Annotated in this window: 12 protein-coding genes and 2 rRNA genes (1 of these 14 running past the window's edge); 9 read left to right on the top strand and 5 right to left on the bottom strand. The window is 48.0% G+C overall.

Annotated elements, in window-relative coordinates:
* Positions 1-58 precede the first annotated feature (58 nt).
* Positions 59-862, bottom strand: coding sequence for a symmetrical bis(5'-nucleosyl)-tetraphosphatase (locus tag L0B52_RS07355; RefSeq protein WP_235064080.1), 804 nt, complete (start codon positions 860-862; stop codon positions 59-61).
* 62 nt (positions 863-924) lie between these two features.
* On the opposite strand from L0B52_RS07355, the gene L0B52_RS07350 reads away from it, so the two are divergent.
* Positions 925-2,178 (top strand): 3-deoxy-D-manno-octulosonic acid transferase, encoded by a 1,254-nt coding sequence (locus L0B52_RS07350; protein WP_235064079.1) that lies wholly within the window; start codon positions 925-927, stop codon positions 2,176-2,178.
* Between the two features lie 8 nt (positions 2,179-2,186).
* On the opposite strand, the gene L0B52_RS07345 is transcribed toward L0B52_RS07350, so the two are convergent.
* Positions 2,187-3,476 (bottom strand): TRAM domain-containing protein, encoded by a 1,290-nt coding sequence (locus L0B52_RS07345; RefSeq protein ID WP_235064078.1) that lies wholly within the window; start codon positions 3,474-3,476, stop codon positions 2,187-2,189.
* A gap of 368 nt (positions 3,477-3,844) precedes the next feature.
* Here L0B52_RS07345 and L0B52_RS07340 point away from each other — a divergent pair, with 368 nt between their 5' ends.
* The 8 genes from L0B52_RS07340 to L0B52_RS07305 all read left to right on the top strand — a co-directional run bounded on the left by L0B52_RS07340 (position 3,845) and on the right by L0B52_RS07305 (position 12,212).
* The gene (locus L0B52_RS07340; protein WP_409202333.1) at positions 3,845-5,176 is read left to right on the top strand and encodes a DEAD/DEAH box helicase; all 1,332 of its coding nucleotides are present in this window, start codon (positions 3,845-3,847) and stop codon (positions 5,174-5,176) included.
* A 123-nt stretch (positions 5,177-5,299) separates the two neighbouring features.
* Complete coding sequence (locus L0B52_RS07335) at positions 5,300-6,016, top strand: YafY family protein (RefSeq protein ID WP_235064076.1); 717 nt, start codon at positions 5,300-5,302, stop codon at positions 6,014-6,016.
* Positions 6,017-6,266: 250 nt separating this feature from the next.
* Positions 6,267-6,620 carry a VOC family protein gene (locus tag L0B52_RS07330; RefSeq protein ID WP_235064075.1) on the top strand — a complete coding sequence of 118 codons (354 nt, stop codon included), beginning with the start codon at positions 6,267-6,269 and terminating at the stop codon, positions 6,618-6,620.
* A gap of 66 nt (positions 6,621-6,686) precedes the next feature.
* Complete coding sequence (locus tag L0B52_RS07325; protein ID WP_235064074.1) at positions 6,687-7,334, top strand: glutathione S-transferase family protein; 648 nt, start codon at positions 6,687-6,689, stop codon at positions 7,332-7,334.
* 34 nt (positions 7,335-7,368) lie between these two features.
* The gene (locus tag L0B52_RS07320) at positions 7,369-7,767 is read left to right on the top strand and encodes an EVE domain-containing protein (RefSeq protein WP_235064073.1); all 399 of its coding nucleotides are present in this window, start codon (positions 7,369-7,371) and stop codon (positions 7,765-7,767) included.
* A gap of 32 nt (positions 7,768-7,799) precedes the next feature.
* Positions 7,800-8,165, top strand: a complete 366-nt coding sequence (locus L0B52_RS07315) for a VOC family protein (protein WP_409202332.1) — start codon at positions 7,800-7,802, stop codon at positions 8,163-8,165.
* 73 nt (positions 8,166-8,238) lie between these two features.
* Positions 8,239-11,313 (top strand): mechanosensitive ion channel domain-containing protein, encoded by a 3,075-nt coding sequence (locus L0B52_RS07310; RefSeq protein ID WP_235064071.1) that lies wholly within the window; start codon positions 8,239-8,241, stop codon positions 11,311-11,313.
* Positions 11,313-12,212, top strand: coding sequence for a lysine exporter LysO family protein (locus L0B52_RS07305; RefSeq protein ID WP_235064070.1), 900 nt, complete (start codon positions 11,313-11,315; stop codon positions 12,210-12,212). The genes L0B52_RS07310 and L0B52_RS07305 overlap by 1 nt, the downstream gene beginning before the upstream one ends.
* Positions 12,213-12,433: 221 nt before the next feature.
* Here L0B52_RS07305 and L0B52_RS07300 read toward each other — a convergent pair whose 3' ends face one another.
* The 3 genes from L0B52_RS07300 to L0B52_RS07290 form a co-directional block, all read right to left on the bottom strand.
* Positions 12,434-13,540: an HNH endonuclease gene (locus L0B52_RS07300; RefSeq protein ID WP_409202331.1), complete on the bottom strand. Its 1,107-nt coding sequence runs from the start codon at positions 13,538-13,540 to the stop codon at positions 12,434-12,436.
* A gap of 322 nt (positions 13,541-13,862) precedes the next feature.
* A 5S ribosomal RNA gene (gene rrf, locus L0B52_RS07295) occupies positions 13,863-13,978 on the bottom strand.
* A gap of 111 nt (positions 13,979-14,089) precedes the next feature.
* Positions 14,090-16,744, bottom strand: a 23S ribosomal RNA gene (locus L0B52_RS07290) (it continues 217 nt past the right edge of the window).

Genomic DNA, 16,744 nt, shown 5'->3' with positions numbered 1-16,744 from the left:
ATCGGCTTATTGAAGAAACCACCGTTAATCGGTGGTTTTTTTGTGTCTTTAATCGTGCTTATAGATTGACTTTAGCCTTAGCCGCCAGGTGCCATTTAATCACATCGAGGCCGACCAATGAGCCACCCCAGGCAGCACCTGCATCAAGACACGCCGCATCGGCGCCAATCCTAAAGCCCAGCGCGGCCCAGTGACCAAAAATCACCCGATAATCTCGTTGTCCATGGAAATAAAACCATGGTTTAAGGTGTGCTGGCGCATTCTCTGGCGCCATTTTCGCATCAAAGTCCAGTCGACCCTGTTTATCCAGATAACGCATGCGGCAAAAAACATTCACCGCAAAACGCGCTTTATCTAAAGCCGTACGCGCGTGTTTGCCATCTTGCGGTTTATTGCCAAAAACAGACAACAGGAAATTACGGTAGTTTTCACCTTGCAGGCCATGCATGATCGCTTGGTTAGCCACCAGTGCGTCTGCAACTTGCCATTTTGGGAACAAACCCGCATGTACCATGATAATTTTGTATTGCTCATTGATGTGCAACAAAGGCAAATGACGCAAATAATTAAGCAATTCCTCGCCATCATCAGCAGCCATAATCTCACGCCCGGCTTTTTTAAGCTCAATCCCTTTATAACCTTGCGCCTGCACTAAAAAAGCAAAGTCATGATTACCCAGCACAACTTTCGCTTGCTTACCTAAGCCGCGCACATACCGCAACACTTCCAAAGACTTCGGCCCGCGATTAATTAAATCGCCAACAAACCACAACTCGTCATTGCTGGTAGGCGATAGCTGATCTAGTAGGCGCTGCAGTGCATCGTACTGTCCGTGGACATCACCGATGGCATAAATCGCCATAATCCCTCTTGATGGTTATAATATCTGCCCATGATACCAAATAATGCTTTCTTCGCCCGATAATGATACGCCCTCTTTACACGCTATTGCTTTATATTGCGCTGCCGTTTGTGCTGATCCGTTTGCTGTGGAAATCGCACAGCAACGCCGATTATCGTCGCCGAATCAGCGAACGTTTTGCGCGTCATTTGCCTGCTCGATCAGGCGAATTTACTGTGCTGTTTCACACCGTTTCGGTGGGCGAATTTCTCGCCGCCAAACCGCTATTAAACGCCCTGCTTGCAAAACACCCTTCGCTAGCGCTTTGGATCACCTGTACCACCCCCACCGGTTCTGCGCAAATTCAGGCATTCCAACAAACTCAGCCTGAGCGCATCACCCACAGCTATCTACCTTACGACACACCAGCTTTTATGCGCCGTTTTTTGCACCATGTTCGCCCCAAAGCCGTGATCCTCATGGAGACCGAAATCTGGCCGAACCTCATCCTTGCGGCAAATCACTCATGCCCGGTGTTATTAATTAACGCACGCCTTTCCGCGCGGTCTTTACGCGGTTATTACCGCTTTGCCAAGGCGCTGCTCGCTCGTCCACTCTCGCAGTTATACGTGAACGCACAAACCGAACAGGACGCGCGCCGCTTACAAACCCTCGGCGTACCAAAAGCACACATCACCATCACAGCAAACCTCAAATACCAACTCAATCCTCAACCGCGACCAGAAAACATCCCAGAAGCCGGACCACCAATATGGATCGCCGCGAGCACCCACCCAGGCGAAGAGCAAGCGATATTAACCGCACAACGCGACCAGCTTAGCGAAGCCGGTTTACGTCTGATTATTGCCCCAAGACACCCAGAGCGACGCGCTGAGCTATGTAAATTAGTCAGTCAACACGGCTTTACCCCACGCCTGCGTAGTCAAAACGCGTGGTTTCAGGGCGCGAAAGATGTCTTGATTTTAGATACGTTGGGCGAACTCGCTGGATTTTTCCCGCTCACGCAAGTCGCCTTTATTGGCGGCAGCCTGATTCCGCGCGGTGGACATAACCCACTGGAAGCCGTCCACGCCGGCTGTCGGGTGTGTTTTGGCAGCTCGATGTATAACTTTCAGGCGATTCGTGACGAATTGGTCGAGCAGCCGTTTGCGCGCGAAATCGACTCAGTGGGTTCATTGGGCACAACCATTCTCAGCTTATACCACCAAGACGGCGCAGACACTAAAGCGAAGCAGCAACGCTATATTGAACGCCACCAACAGATTCTCGAGCAACATCTGGCGTTTATAGAATCGGCGATCATGATGTCGACATAGCGCTCAGACTAACGCTCGAATAACACCATACTCTCGATATGCGCAGTTTGTGGGAACATATTGATGATCCCGCCGCGCGTTGCGCGATAACCTTGCTCAATCAAAATTCGCCCGTCACGTGCGAGCGTCGCCGGATTACACGAAACATAGAGTAGCCGCTCAGGCCGTTTATGCGCATCAGCTAACGCGCTCACCAAAGCCTGCGCTCCCGCACGTGGCGGATCGATCAACCATGCATCCGCTTTTGTCCAAGCGTTAATATCTTTAGCGGTCACGCTGAACAAATCCGCACGACGTGCGCTGATGCGTTCAGACAGGCCCAGCGTTTGTGCGTGTTCTTTCAAGCGCGCGACCATTGCTGAAACGCCTTCAATAGCTAACACCTGCGCACCAGCACGCACCAAAGGTAAAGAAAAATTCCCCAAGCCACAAAACAAATCAACGATAGCGTGATCTTTTTCCACAGCTAGCCACGATAGCGCTTGGCGCACCATTGCTTGATTCATTTGCCTATTCACTTGCGTAAAATCATCGGGGGTAAAAGGAATCGCTAAATCGTCGTGTGGCCGAAACTGTAACGTAGCTTGCCTTTGCCCAGCTAATAGATAGCTCGCCGTACGATCCTCGCGCAGCCATAGCTGCCAATGAGGTGGTTGTTCAGCAATCCATGCTTGCCCAACACGGGATGATGATTTTGACCAACGCTTAACCTGCAACCCCACAGCAAGCACACCTTCACCCAACTGCAGCGATACCTCATGCACGCGCTGCGGGAGCAAGTTTTGCAATAATTCACGAATTTTGGGAAAAATGTCGCTCATTTCAGGCGCAAGCACCACGCATTCATCCACATCGACCACATGATGGGATTGTCGCGCTTTAAATCCAAGTAACACACGACCACCAACATAAGCAACCGATAGCCGCGCGCGGTGGCGATAATGCCAAGGGTCGCCGCTCAATGCAGGCGCAATAGTTTCTGGGATCACACCGCCTAAGCGTTTTAATTGCGCACGCCAGAGATTTTCCTTAGCTTGTGTTTGCCAGCCACTCTCAGCGTGTTGTAAATCACAACCGCCACAATCGGCATAATACACACAACGCGGTGTCACCCGCACCTCGGCTGGATTGATCACCGCATCAACCGCACCTTCGGCAAAGCGTTTATGCTGGTGGGTAATGCGATAACGCACCGTTTCTTCAGGTAACGCACCGGCAATAAAAATCGCCTGACCATCGACTTTTGCCACCCCACGGCCTTGATAATCCAGCGATTCAATCGTTGTTTGTTGGTTCATTGCTCTCAATCATTTATCTTTTTTGCGCCTTCTTAAACAGGTTCTCACCTCGAGCGCATGGTTTTGATCTCACTAAAGCCAGCATGATACTGCAAATGCGCGATGATTCATGCACAAATTAATTGACTCGCCCAAGAAAGCCACTATAATACGCCGCCTGACGACATCGTCCGCGATCGGATCTCGTATGATCCCAGTGCCAGCAGTTCTGCTGTTTCTTCATGATTGTTGCCGATGATTTTGCCGCGCATTGGAAGATTTTCAAAAACGCGCCCATTTACGGCAGCACCACCCTAAATACGTTTTTACTCTGCTTTAAAGCAGGGCAGACGGTCGTCTGTGGTGTGCATTATGATAAGGAATACACCATGTCTGATTTAACTTTTGACCAGCTCTCTTTAGCTGCCCCTTTGCTTAAAGCTTTACATGAAAGCGGCTATAGCAAACCTACCCCCATTCAAGCGCAAGCGATTCCTTTTGCTTTAGAAGGTCGCGATTTATTGCTCTCAGCACAAACCGGTAGCGGTAAAACTGCTGCGTTTGTGTTGCCTGTGCTCGATTATTTAATCAACGACACCCGCCGCAGCAAAAAACCTCGTGTGCTGATTCTTACTCCAACACGTGAATTAGCGCTGCAGGTTAACGACAGCGTACGTCGCTACGGTAACGAGTTGAAATGGTTATTCAGTGTGCCGCTGGTTGGTGGCGCGCCTTATGGCGGGCAAATCCGTGCGCTGAAAAAAGGCGTACAAATCATTATCGCCACCCCTGGCCGTTTGCTCGATCATATGCGTGATGGACGCGTCGATTTCAGCGAACTCAACACACTGATTCTTGATGAAGCCGATCGTATGCTCGATATGGGCTTTTCAGACGACATTAACGCGATCATCGATGCCGCCCCCGCACAGCGTCAAACCATCATGTCTTCAGCAACATGGGATGGCCCGGTGGGTAAAATCGCCGCAACGTTTACCCGCAACCCTGAGCGCATTGCGATCAAAACCGAAACCGCACACATCGAAGAGCGCGTCTACTTCTGCGATGACCTTGGACATAAAAATAAAGTCCTTGAGCGCCTGGTTTGCGACCCGGATATGACACAAACGATCATCTTTACTGCCACCAAGCGTAGCTGTGAAGAGGTCGCGGACACATTACGTGATAACGGACACCGTGCACGCTTTTTACACGGCGATTTACCGCAGCACAAACGCAACCGTATCGTCGAAGATTTGCGTAAAGGTAAATGCGATATTCTGGTTGCCACCGATGTTGCCGCACGCGGCATTGATATTCCGGCGATCAGCCATGTGATTAACTACGACTTGCCTCGTCAGGTAGAAGACTATGTGCACCGCATTGGCCGTTCTGGTCGTGCCGGACGTAGCGGTATGGCGATGAACTTATGCAGCCTGGCTGACCGCGCGCAACTTGCCTCAATCACCCGCTACCTCAAACGCGAAATTAGCGAAGAACAGCTTGAAGGCCTTGAGCCACGCAAAACAGCCGCCGCGGTCAAAGCGAAAAAACCTAAAGGCAAATATCGCGGCAAAGGCGGACAAAAAGCGCGTCGTGGCAATGATGGTTTTAAAGCACGTGGTCAAGGTGGACGCGGCAAACCCAGCGGCAATGGTAAGGGCAAACCCGCTTACGCTGGCAAGAAACGCCAAAGCCGTGGTGCACGCGCCTCTGCTTAAGCCAACCATCATCACCCATTTTGACTAGCCAATAACCCAAGCCCCATGAACACAATCCACGCATGGGGCTTATTCTTATTGTACACATAGCTCGTTCACGATAGGCTTATACGACACTCCGGCATGAAAAAATCCGTGAACCGTACCGAACGATTGTTTGCCTTATTACATATTCTGCGTCATCATCGACGCCCAATCAGCGCGGAACGATTGGCCGAACAGCTTTCTGTCAGCACAAGAACGCTATACCGTGACATCAACACCCTACGCTTACAAGGCGCTGATATTCAAGGTGAAGCGGGTCTCGGCTTCATACTCAAAGAACGCTTCACTTTACCGCCGCTTATGTTTACCCCAGATGAAATCGAAGCCCTGGTATTAGGAGGACGATGGGTCAACGCTTATGGTGATGATGCGTTAACCGATGCCACCCGCAGCGCACTGGCAAAAATTCGCGCGGTTTCGAGCAAAGCCATCGTACGTCATATCGACGCGCATACATTATTTGTACCCCCCGTAAAAGACGCCAACGCACGCCCCCTGAGGTTCGCTCACACGATTCGCAACGCCATCCGTGAACAACATAAAATCCAGCTATACTATGAAAATGCCGAAGGATCACTCTCCGACCGTGTGATCTATCCTTTTGCGCTGGCATTTTTTGGTACCACACAAATGATTGCGGCGTGGTGCGAACAACGTGCTGATTTTCGTCATTTTCGGGTCGACAGAATACTGGCATTGACAGAATTGTGCATACCATACACCCCCAATAAACAGACCTTATTAACACGTTGGCGCCGTGCACAAAATATCGATGACACATTTGACCAAGTCTAAAGAAAAGGTTACTTTGTCCCATACTTATATCATTCTGCAGATGATTTAATCGAACAATCGAGCTATGCTTTGTTTGCTGATCTTTGCTGAAAAACCAATACCCAACAAGATTATTGTTGCCTTGGATTGCTGATTACTGTGCCCCGATTTATGGCCGATGAACCACTCAGGCGCTCGTAGCATAACACCAGCAAGAAGAACAAAGCATTAGCGCCAATAAACCCATCGTATGCCCCCGAGGGAACCTGCCATGCCGCAACATGAAAGCCTTAATTATATTGAGATTCCAGCTACAGATTTACCGCGTACTAAGCAATTTTTTAGCGACGTGTTTGCTTGGTCATTCACCGACTATGGCGAGCAATACACCGCTTTTTCTACCACACACTTAGACGGTGGGTTTTATCAATCAGAACAGTGCGCCACCACCCAGCAAGGCAGTGTTCTGGTGGTTTTTTACAGCAAGGATTTAGAAACTACCCAAGCAAAGATCGAAGCAGCCGGCGGTGTGATTATCCAGCCAACCTTTGCCTTTCCTGGCGGGAGGCGCTTTCATTTCAGCGAACCTAGCGGCAATGAATTCGCAGTTTGGTCGGATAAGTAATCACTACTGACAAAAACTGACACATTTCATTGCTACAATCATCACACACCCACTTAAACGGAGACGATGATGAGCACACTAACCTTTTATACCAACCCCCAATCACGTGGCGCAGTAGTGCGCTGGCTGCTCACCGAGCTGGGATTGCAGGACGGCGTAGACTACACCACAGTGATCCTGCAATATGGCAGCGACGCCAGTCCTGACGGAATCAAGTCCGCGAATTACTTAAACATTAACCCCATGGGTAAAGTCCCCACCCTGACAGACGGCGATACCGTCATCAGCGAAACCGCTGCCATCTGTGCTTATTTAACCGACAAATATCATGACAGACAGCTCGCACCAGCCATTGATAGTCCGCTACGTGGTGAATACTATCGTTGGCTGTTTTTTGCCCACGGCGTCTTAGAACCGGCGCTGTTAAATCACCATTTTCATTTTGAACTCAAAGAAGAACAGACCAGCACGGCAGGTTATGGTCAATTAAGCGATGTCATCAACACCCTGGTAAGCAAACTTAAAACGTCCCACTATCTCGTTGGTGATCGCTTTAGCACCGCCGATTTATATCTCAGCAACGCCTTGAATTTTTATCTGACATTTGGTTTGATCGAACCATTGCCCGAATTCCAAGCATACGCAGCCAGGCATACCGCACGCGAAAGTTTTCAGCGCGCTAAAGCGATTGATGGCGCCTTGCTGAACCAATAGTATGTGCCCTCAAACACAAAATTACTGGCTTGCCGTGGCGTCTAAAAACCATGTCACGCTTGGTATCTCTGGCGGCTTTATGCAAGTGTGTCATGGTAAACGTGCGCCGCAGGCGCGCGTCAAAGCCGGTGACAAGGTCGTTTATTACTCTCCGAAAACCAGCCTTAAAAATGGCAGAGCATGTAAAGAATTTACCGCCATTGGTGAGGTTATTAGCGAAGATCCTTACCCATTTGACATGGGTGGTGGCTTTGTGCCATTTCACAAAGATGTTCGTTTTTATGATGCGCACGCCGTCAGCATTTATAAAATCATCGATCAATTAACCCTCACCCAAGAGAAACATTGGGGATATCAGCTTCGATTTGGCTTAATCAATATTAGCGAACAAGACTTTCAACTAATTCAATCTGCGATGTGCATAACACACTGACATCGCATCTTTAACTACAGGAGCACACTATGATTATTGACCATATTGGCATGAGCATAAGAGACCATCAAACCAGCAAAGCATTTTACGCACAAGCGCTTGCCCCATTAGGCATCGAGCTGGTGATGGAAGTACAAGGCTGGGCAGGTATGGGTAAGGATGGCAAGCCCGAATTCTGGTTTGGCGAAGGCGAGAAACCACACGCGCCCATGCACATCGCTTTTATCGCGTCTAACCGCCAAGCCGTTGATGCGTTTTATCACGCCGCCATTGCCGCTGGTGGTAAAGACAACGGTAAACCCGGTGTTCGCGAAATCTACCATCCTGATTACTATGGTGCGTTTGTGCTTGACCCCGATGGACATAACATCGAGGCGGTCTGTCACAGCCCGGAATAATCCTTTATTTCTCATACTCATTCTGCATCTAACCTGCTAAAATAGTGCGTTTTTGGTTGTTGTGGGCAAAGTCATGCGGGCACTATTCGCTGGGGTTCAATCGCTGATATTCATCGTGCTGTGGTTCAGTGCGCAGAGCGCTATTGCCCAACAGTCAGGTATGTATGACACAGTGGTTGCTGCAAGCAGCGCGCAAATTGAGGTTGCTAAGGAAGAAATTACCAGCCTGGAAGAACAAATTGTTCAACTACAAAATAACATTAAACACATCACCGAAGCGCTCAATAACCCGGCATCAAGCAACGCTATTATCAAACAAGGGGATCTTAACCAAGCACGCATCGAATTAGAGCAGGAGCAGTTGCGCCAAGACAATCAAAAAAACCGCTTGATAACGCTCGATAAAACCATTGAAGACACCAAAGCGACCACCCAACAGATCAATACGCAGCTACAAAAGCTAGCCAACCCCCTCGCCACAAACGATAACGAGCAAAATATTGATCAAGAAACGCTGCAAAATCGCCTTGAACGCAATGAACGTTATCATAGCTTGTTGCAAGAAAAGCGTAAGCGGCTTAACCATATCATCGAGCTCGATCGACAATATGTTGCCCTACTCAGCACCCGCTATCAGCGCTACAACGAACGCTATTTAGAAAACGACGACGCGCGGCGCAATAGCTCCGAGGCGCCTTCTGACTTAGAAAGCCAGTCACAGCAGCTCATCAAAGAGCGCGATCGCCTTAATATGGTGTTGCGTGATAGTTCGCTCAATTCAGAACAGCGTTTACATCATAATATTCTCATTGCCATCTTAAACAAGCAGATTATGTTCAACGCCATTGGCGAGGAAGTCAGTCAAATTGAGCAACGCATGCAAGAGTTGCAATTTGTCGATTTTTCGAGCGTTTCGCTAGAGCGTATCCGTCGCGAGCAGAGCGAGCTCGAGGCTTTTCGTTCTCGTCTCAACGATGCAAACATTCGACTAGACAATAATTTTACGACAATTAAAGACCAATACGAACTGTTTAGCAATCAAAAAAATGGTATCCCTGAGCTGATTGCCCAGCAATACGCCGACATGCAGCGAACCCACCAAGATATTGGTAGCGCGTTGGACAATAATTTATTCAGCGTGGCATTGCTAAAAGAAAAAATTGATGGTGAATTCACCACAGTCTCAAAAAACTATCTCAAACGACAATTCCGCTTTGGCGGTTCAATTATGGCGCTACCGCAAATTGCGCAAAATATCACTACCGCCTTTGGCACCTTCGCCGGTCAATATTTAGTGTCGGCTAAAACCCTGCTTGATGCGTTAAAAAATATGCCGTTAATGCGCTGGGTGATGCTGACTGTCGCCGTGGTCGCGATTATTTTAGTCACTATTTCGGTCACCATCTGGAATAACCGTCTCTCAAAACGCTACCGCAAACATATACGAATGGGCTTCGCACCACGCTTTTTATTGTTTATTTTCGGCATGTTAAAGCATAACTTCCCGTATATCGGCTTCTTATTGCTTAGTCTGACCCTGGTTCACGTCGCCCAACTTAGCGCGCCAAGCTATGGGCTGTTATTGCTCCCGGCGATTTTGATGTTGATGATCGCCATTCCTTATTTTGCAATGCGCATCTTAATCGACACCCAACTGTTAGAAACCACCGATAATTACCGTGTGGTGCGCATTGTCGGCATCCTATCAGCCATAGGCAGTATTTTATTTGCCCTAGTAATGATGGCTGAACAAATTCTCAACGATCAAACCACCATCGATACATTCCGCTGGATTTATGGGGTTTATATTGCGTTGGTCACGCTCCCGATGTGGCATGCGATTAATCGCGCCGTCAGTTTCCTCAATGGTTATTACAGCGAGTTTTACACCTACCGCATTTTGCGTGTCGTGGTTTATATCATCCCAATCGGCTTTACCTTATTCACCATAAGCAGCTTACTCGGCTATCTCAATTTCGCTTGGTTAAGCGCACAATATTTATTGTATTTACTGCTAGTTGCCTTAATTTGGATTGGCTTTCTCGCGTTGTGTAAAGATGCCTCGCTGTGGGCAAAACGCTACGCCTTACTCAACACCAATAATGGGGTGTTCTGGGCACAGGATGTGATAGGCCCATTACACACCATCCTGCGCTACGGCAGTTTATTACTGCTTGCGTGGTTATTGCTGCGTATTTACGGCTGGAACAGCCACACCCCTGTCCTGAGCGATTTTCTTACATTGCTGAAAAAACCATTATTCTCCAGCAGCACCGATAGCCAATTTACCTTGATGAATATTTTATTAATGGCGTTGCTGATCTATATCGTTTTCCGTATTGGTAGCTGGCTGAAATCATTCTCCTACCGCTGGATTTACAGCAAAGTTGTCGATTTAGGCATCCGTAACAGCCTGGCAGTATTCAGTCAATACGCCGCAGTCACATTTGGGTTTTTACTCGCCCTGCGCATCATCGGCCTCGACCTCACCACATTTACCGTGCTTGCCGGGGCAATCGGTGTGGGGATCGGTTTTGGTATGCAAACGATAGCCAACAATTTCATTAGCGGCATCTTATTGCTCATCGAGCGCCCTCTGCGTAGCGGCGATATTATCTCTGTGGGTGGTTATGATGGCACAGTCGAACGTATTGGCATGCGCTCACTGACCATGACCACCTTCGATAACGAAAGCGTGATCCTACCCAACTCCGATTTCGTAACTTCCGCTTTTAAAAACTGGTCGCACACCGATCAACTCAAACGCATGGTTCTCTATTTTGACATCAGCTATCGTCATGATCCGGCGGAAGTCGAAGGCGTGCTCATGAATGAATTGCAAGAAATGCTCGCTCTGGGTGAACTTAGCGATCAAGAACCGTATATGAAGAACCGTGCCTTCGCCTTTGGTTGTAGCGAGCGCGGCATCACCTATCGTGTACAATATTATTGGCATTTACTCGATCACGACTTTGCCACCACCCGCCACAAACTCATCACCCGCATTTGGCAGGCGTGTAAACGCAATGGCTTCGAGATTGCCTACCTCAAACACGATATTTATTTCCCAGAACACCAGGATCAAGACGCCCATAAAGTCTTACCATTACCGTTCGCCCCACCACATAATCATAAAAACGGCGAATAATGACGGTTCTTGCTACCTTAGCGCCAATCATCGCGGCGGTCATTCTCGGCGCCATTGCAGCAAAGATCATCCCAACCCGCCTAGCGCACCGTTTAATCGCGGCCGTCGGGCCACTGGTTTGGGTACTGTTATTCCTTATTGGCAGAGATTTTGGCGATGTGCTGGCTAACGCTGGTGCATTGGGTAAAGCGCTACGCAGCGCCGCCTGGTTCACCCTATTCAGTACTTTAATCCCTGCCGCACTCATTGCGTGGTTTTTTGACCATCAAGAACCAAAACAACGTCCACGCAGTGCGGTATCGATTTCTCGACTATGGCCGCCGCTGCGCTCGTGTTTTCTCGCCTTATTGATGGTTGCCCTCGGCGCACTTACCCATCTGCTACCCTTTGATGAATTACCGCTTCCCTCAATCAACGCCGTCTTGCTACTGATGGTCTTTTTGGTTGGGATTGATCTTTATCATCTGGGACTTAAAATCCATCATTTCCATCCGCGTATTTTCTTGTTGCCGCTCTCCATCATCATCGGCGCTTTGATAGGAGGATTAATCACCGCTTGGTGGATCGATATGCCGATCCGTCAGGCATTAGCATTAGTCAGCGGTTTTGGTTGGTTTACCCTATCGAGCGTCATGGTTGGCGAACAATTAGGCACCTTTTACGGCACCACAGCGCTACTGATTGACCTCACCCGAGAATTACTCGGGATCGTGTTATTGTATCTACTCGGCGTACGCTACGGCTATATGGCGATGAGCGTCTCAGGCGCTGGCGCGATGGATACTGTGCTGCCGATCGTAAAACAAGCCTGTGGCGCAGAAAAAGTCCCACAGGCACTCGCCAGCGGTATCCTCTTAAGCCTACTCGCCCCAGTGTTCCTTAGCTTATTTCTTGCTTAAGTCTAGAAAACCATGCATGCATTTTATTTAGCTTAAGTTTTCTCTCTTACAAGCACTTAAACGATCTATTTCGTATTCATCACCCGCAAGATTTGTACGTACTTGCCTTTTAAATTACTTTCTACTGTACATTAAATCAAAAGATCCACACAAAATATTGTGCCCATCTTAAACTTGAGGTAAAACGAATAAATTATCTGCCTGCTTCATCTTGTTATAAGCTATTTTTTCTTCCTCGAATGAGTAAACTGATGAAGAATAAAAGGCTCTAACTTTTCCATCATAAGACTTGTAAGCTTATTTATATGTTCCGGCATCAACATCTCTCCTTCTTTCGCGCCACAATTTTTAAACGCATACTTTACAGCAGCATCAAGGACGCGGTCTCTTTCCCGTTCAATAGATCGCTCTATACCTGCTGGAATGATTTTCTCAAAGGCAGCCTCCACTGAGCCTTTTGGGATCTTTTTGTAGTCATAAGCCTCACGTATATCCTCTTTTGAAAAGTCTAATACAACTGTAAGGCTCAATTCTTCACCGGTAATTGGATTAATAGCGTAAGTATTTGATAGATCGCGACCTTCATAGGAATCTGATAAGCAAAGAACGATACGTTGCACGCCGAAATATTCCACATATCCAATTACCTGCCTAGTTTTGCTACACCCTTTGATTGAAACACAATGAAACGGAGTTCCTTCTGGTCGATTTTTTATTAAGTCAGATTCATAGAAATACCCGAAACAGGCTTCACCATCTTCTTTTCTTAGATAGTTTGTTGCTGCACCGCATATTTCTGCCGGAATGCCAGAAGATACTGCTAGTGCTAATGCTGACTTCACAATAGAGCGGCCTGCTTCATGACCACCAAATGATAAATTAAACTTCAACATATCTGAGCAATAAAATGACTCAGATTTTGCGCTATCTAGAAATTCGTTTAGATTTAGTTGTGGATATTTTCTCTTTACCCCTTTAAGCATTTTCTTTGCTTCAGAGATAGAGCGAGCTTTAATTTGTATTTGACCGCCTTCGCCAGAATCCAGTGGAATTTCTGAATACAAAGGTTTTTCAATATCCATGCTTCCATCTGAATTAAGTTTTAACCTATCCCCTCCTGATGTTTCAAAAAGTTGAGAAGGTGTTTTTCCGCTCTCACGGCTAATCCCAAAGAATAAGCTCAACGGGTTTAACTGTTTCGCCAATGCAGATTCCCAATTACTTCCAGACGTATTGTTACAACTTTCACAAATAAATCCCTTTACCTTTTTCCTTCCACCAATTGCATTGGGAATAACATGTTCTTTTGTATCATTTTCTTCAGCGATTTCTTTTTCACAAAGAGCTCATTTTGGAGCAGTCACGTTACTTCCTTATAAAATAAAGTACCTGAGTACCTTAATATTGATAGAGCAATCAGTTACTAACACTGAACTCCCCTAAATTAATATCACTCTCAGAAAGACCTTTCTTAAGTATTCTGTCAAAATTTGTGTGGAGATCAAAGGCAATAAATAGTTTAACGCACTATATCTCATTCATAATTTCAATTTTAACCACTGCTAAATTACGCTCATTCTACGCGTTTTGATTACTTTATCTCGTGCATTAAAAAAGCCCCTAGTATTGCTACTAGGGGCTTGCGTTAAACCCTGATGGTGACCTACTCTCACATGGGGAGACCCCACACTACCATCGGCGATGCTGCGTTTCACTACTGAGTTCGGCATGGATTCAGGTGGGACCACAGCTCTATGGCCATCAGGAAAACCGGTTGTCAGTACTGGATATAGAGCCTTAGCTCCGTTTTCCCTATCCAGTACTCAAGAAACATTCAATATCTCTTCTAAATCGTCTTAAGATAACTTGAGCGTTGTATGATCAAGCCTCACGGTCAATTAGTATCGCTTAGCTTCATGTGTTACCACACTTCCACAGGCGACCTATCAACGTCGTCGTCTTCAACGGACCTTGAGAACGCTTATAGCGTTAGGGAGATCTTATCTTAGGAGGGGCTTCCCGCTTAGATGCTTTCAGCGGTTATCCCTTCCGAACATAGCTACCCGGCAATGCAATTGGCATCACAACCGGTACACCAGAGGTTCGTCCATTCCGGTCCTCTCGTACTAAGAACAGCTTCCTTCAAATCTCCAACGCCCACGGCAGATAGGGACCGAACTGTCTCACGACGTTCTGAACCCAGCTCGCGTACCACTTTAAATGGCGAACAGCCATACCCTTGGGACCTGCTACAGCCCCAGGATGTGATGAGCCGACATCGAGGTGCCAAACTCCTCCGTCGATATGGACTCTTGGGAGGAATCAGCCTGTTATCCCCGGAGTACCTTTTATCCGTTGAGCGATGGCCCTTCCATTCGGAACCACCGGATCACTAAGACCTACTTTCGTATCTGCTCGACTTGTATGTCTCGCAGTTAAGCGGGCTTCTGCCTTTGCACTCTTGGTGCGATTTCCGACCGCACCGAGCCCACCTTCGCACTCCTCCGTTACTCTTTAGGAGGAGACCGCCCCAGTCAAACTACCCACCAGACACTGTCTGCAATCCCGTTTCAGGACCTACGTTAGAACATCAACATTACCAGGGTGGTATTTCAAGGATGGCTCCACCAAAACTAGCGTCTCGGTTTCATAGCCTCCCACCTATCCTATACAAGTAAGGTCAATGTTCAGTGTCAAGCTGTAGTGAAGGTTCACGGGGTCTTTCCGTCTTGCCGCGGGTACACAGCATCTTCACTGCGATTTCAACTTCACTGAGTCTCGGGTAGAGACAGCGCCGCCATCGTTACGCCATTCGTGCAGGTCGGAACTTACCCGACAAGGAATTTCGCTACCTTAGGACCGTTATAGTTACGGCCGCCGTTTACCGGGGCTTCAATCAAGAGCTCTCACCCCATCATTTAACCTTCCGGCACCGGGCAGGCGTCACACCGTATACGTCCACTTACGTGTTTGCACAGTGCTGTGTTTTTGATAAACAGTCGCAGCGGCCTATTCTCTGCGACCCTCCAATGCTTACGGAGCAAGTCCTTCACATCAAAGGGCATACCTTCTCCCGAAGTTACGGTATCATTTTGCCGAGTTCCTTTACCCGAGTTCTCTCAAGCACCTTAGAATTCTCATCCCACCCACCTGTGTCGGTTTGGGGTACGGTTGTCAATAACCTGAAGCTTAGAGGCTTTTCCTGGAAGCATAGCATCAACTACTTCGTCTCCGTAGAGACTCGTCATCACGCCTCAGCCTTAAGATCCCGGATTTGCCTAAGATCTCAGCCTACACGCTTAAACACACATCCAACAGTGTGATAGTCTAGCTTTCTCCGTCCCCCCATCGCAGTTATTAACAGTACAGGAATATTAACCTGTTTCCCATCGACTACGCGTTTCCGCCTCGCCTTAGGGGCCGACTTACCCTGCGCCGATTAGCGTTGCGCAGGAAACCTTGGGTTTTCGGTGTGCGGGTTTTTCACCCGCATTATCGTTACTCATGTCAGCATTCGCACTTGTGATACCTCCAGCATGCTTCTCAACACACCTTCATCAGCCTACACAACGCTCCCCTACCATGCGTGTAAACACGCATCCGCAGCTTCGGTATATGATTTAGCCCCGGTAAATCTTCCGCGCAGGACGACTCGACTAGTGAGCTATTACGCTTTCTTTAAAGGGTGGCTGCTTCTAAGCCAACCTCCTAGCTGTCTTCGCCTTCCCACTTCGTTTCCCACTGAATCATAATTTGGGGACCTTAGCTGGCGGTCTGGGTTGTTTCCCTCTCCACGACGGACGTTAGCACCCGCCGTGTGTCTCCTGTAATTGCACTTTACGGTATTCGGAGTTTGCATCGGGTTGGTAAGTCGGTATGACCCCCTAGCCGAAACAGTGCTCTACCCCCGTAAGTGATTTACAAGGCACTACCTCAATAGTTTTCGGGGAGAACCAGCTATCTCCGAGCTTGTTTAGCCTTTCACTCCTATCCACAGGTCATCCCCTAACTTTTCAACGTTAGTGGGTTCGGTCCTCCAGTTGATGTTACTCAACCTTCAACCTGCCCATGGATAGATCGCTCGGTTTCGGGTCTAATCCTAGCAACTATGCGCCCTATTAAGACTCGCTTTCGCTTCGGCTCCCCTATAAGGTTAACCTCGCTACTAAAATTAACTCGCTGACCCATTATACAAAAGGTACGCCATCACACGTCTAATACGTGCTCTGACTGCTTGTATGCATACGGTTTCAGGTTCTATTTCACTCCCTTCACCAGGGTTCTTTTCGCCTTTCCCTCACGGTACTGGTTCACTATCGGTCGACAACGAGTATTTAGCCTTGGAGGATGGTCCCCCCATGTTCAGACAGGATATCACGTGTCCCGTCCTACTCGATTCATCTATTAAGGTTGTCGTGTACGGGGCTTTCACCCTCTTCGGCCATACTTCCCAGTATGTTCCACTAACTCTTAATAAACTTAATTGGGCTACTCCGCGTTCGCTCGCCGCTACTAGCAGAATCTCGGTTGAT

Source organism: Suttonella sp. R2A3 (genome assembly GCF_021513215.1).
GTDB lineage: Bacteria > Pseudomonadota > Gammaproteobacteria > Cardiobacteriales > Cardiobacteriaceae > JAHUUI01.
This window is presented reverse-complemented; position numbering and strand designations above follow the sequence as displayed.